The organism is Oribacterium sinus, assembly GCF_014202695.1.
In the GTDB taxonomy this organism is placed as follows: domain Bacteria; phylum Bacillota; class Clostridia; order Lachnospirales; family Lachnospiraceae; genus Oribacterium; species Oribacterium sinus.
This window is the reverse complement of record NZ_JACHHH010000022.1, coordinates 1-1,884: the sequence shown is the minus strand read 5'-3', so window position 1 is coordinate 1,884 and position 1,884 is coordinate 1. Positions and strand designations below refer to the sequence as shown.

General features: G+C 39.5%; 1 protein-coding gene. It reads right to left on the bottom strand.

Translation table 11 applies throughout. The features are described 5' to 3' along the window. Nucleotides 1–872: 872 nt before the first annotated feature. Nucleotides 873–1,433: a replication/maintenance protein RepL gene (locus HNQ46_RS11940; RefSeq protein WP_183684879.1), complete on the bottom strand. Its 561-nt coding sequence runs from the start codon at nt 1,431–1,433 to the stop codon at nt 873–875. Between the last annotated feature and the right edge of the window lie 451 nt (nt 1,434–1,884).

Here is a 1,884-nt window from a genome sequence, read left to right as displayed (position 1 = left end):
TCCGTCGGCTTCGCCCTTGACTAGCGTTAGGGCTGAATGTGCCATGGCTTACTTACCGACGGAGCTAATAAGCCCAGAGGGTTTGAACCGCCCCAATGGGGCGGTGGCGAAAGCCAGTTGGGGGAAGAATTTATATAACTTTCCAACAAAGTAAGGCATAATTTTTTGTTTTTTCAAACTCGATTATCGTAGATTTTTTGAATATTTTTTTGATGATTTTTTTGAATTTTTTTCAAAAAAATTTTCAAAAAAATTATGTGAGAGTGGTCTTTTTCGTTATCGGTTTAAGGTGAAAACCTTTGCAATTAAAGTGCGAAACTTTACAAGTGGACTACATTGTAGTCATTACTTGCTACCGTTTTTTTTTAAACAACGGTAGGCGTGCATTTTTTGCAAATATACTACCCCAAAAATGCACGGTAGAAAAACCGCTCTAGGATTTATTTGACGATACTTTCATGCACATACACATAATAGGCTAAGTATTCTGCAGAATACTTAGCAGTTATGAGTATGTACACAAGCAGGGCGATCCGTTTTTGCCTTTTGTAGCCATCGAGAAGTCCGCTTGTGCAGTGGATTTATAAGGCATTTTTGCATTTTTGTAGCCACGACTTTTTTCTAAAAGCCATTTTGTAGCCACTGGAAAAAATCAGGCTGTGGGCTTTGCCCGCAGCAATTTCGGCGGACGCGTAGCCGTCCTATTCCTGCCTCAATTGGATTTTGGTTTTCTCCGGATAAATACCAGGACGAAAAAAGCCCTAGAATGCGTTTTTGTGCTTTAGGGTACTTTTTCTTGCACAAACACATTAAAGGGCTTCTGAGGGCTGTTTTTTGCGTTTTAAGGGTATTTAAAGTGTTGCTCTTGTTTTTCAGGATTCTTTTTCCTTCAAGGAGACAGTTTTAATCTTTTCTGCTTTTAAATCTGCAAAGTTAATTTTATAGTCTTCGTCTTGCTCGGACATGGCTAATACAACATTGGCAGGAAATTTGCTGTACTGTCTATTGTTACCCCAAGATTTCCAGTAAACTTTGTCGTTAATCGTGTAGACATTTGCATTTCCGCTTTTCAAGGTAACTAAAAAGCCGAGGTCTTTAAGAACCTTGATATTTTTTGAAATGGTTTGACGACTTACTCCTAAGACTTCTTGCATAACAGCGGTAGAACAAATACAAGCGTTATAGTTATCCATTTGGTCCACAAGAAAATAAAGTATAGCGTGAGCCTTTGGATGTTTAATAGCAAGCATCATTAGTTCTTTTGTGTGCTCATTATTGAACTGTGTCCAACGGCTAAAAGGACTTTGTTTTTCACGCTTAATTGCGTCCATTTCGGCTTTTTCTTTAGACTTTAACTGCAATGCCCTTTCATCAAAAGATAAGCTATTATTGCTCAATAAATTAGGCTTTTCTGAAACTGTTAACGTTGACATCAAAACTCCTTTCATCTCTGTCTAAAATTATTACACATTGTAAATTTTATTTTACAACTTGTCAAGAAAATGATTTACAACGTGTAAAGGGTATGTAAAGCAAGCTGGTTTACATTAATGTAAAGCACTGCTTTACATAGGTCTGTCTTTAAAAACATCAAAAAAGCTAGATTTTATGCGGTTCTACAAGATTTTCACTTAGTCGTTCCCTCTTATATCTTCTTAGAGGGGGATTCTCCCCCCTAAAACCCCTCTAGTCGGCTCGTGCCGACAGCACGACCTCTGGAGCTAATTAAGCCCGTCGGTAAGCCATAAAAGGCACATAGCCCACGCAGTCAAGGGTGCGGAGCACCGACTCCGTCGGCTTCGCCCTTGACTAGCGTTAGGGCTGAATGTGCCATGGCTTACTTACCGACGGAGCTAATAAGCCCAGAGGGTTTGAACCGCCCCA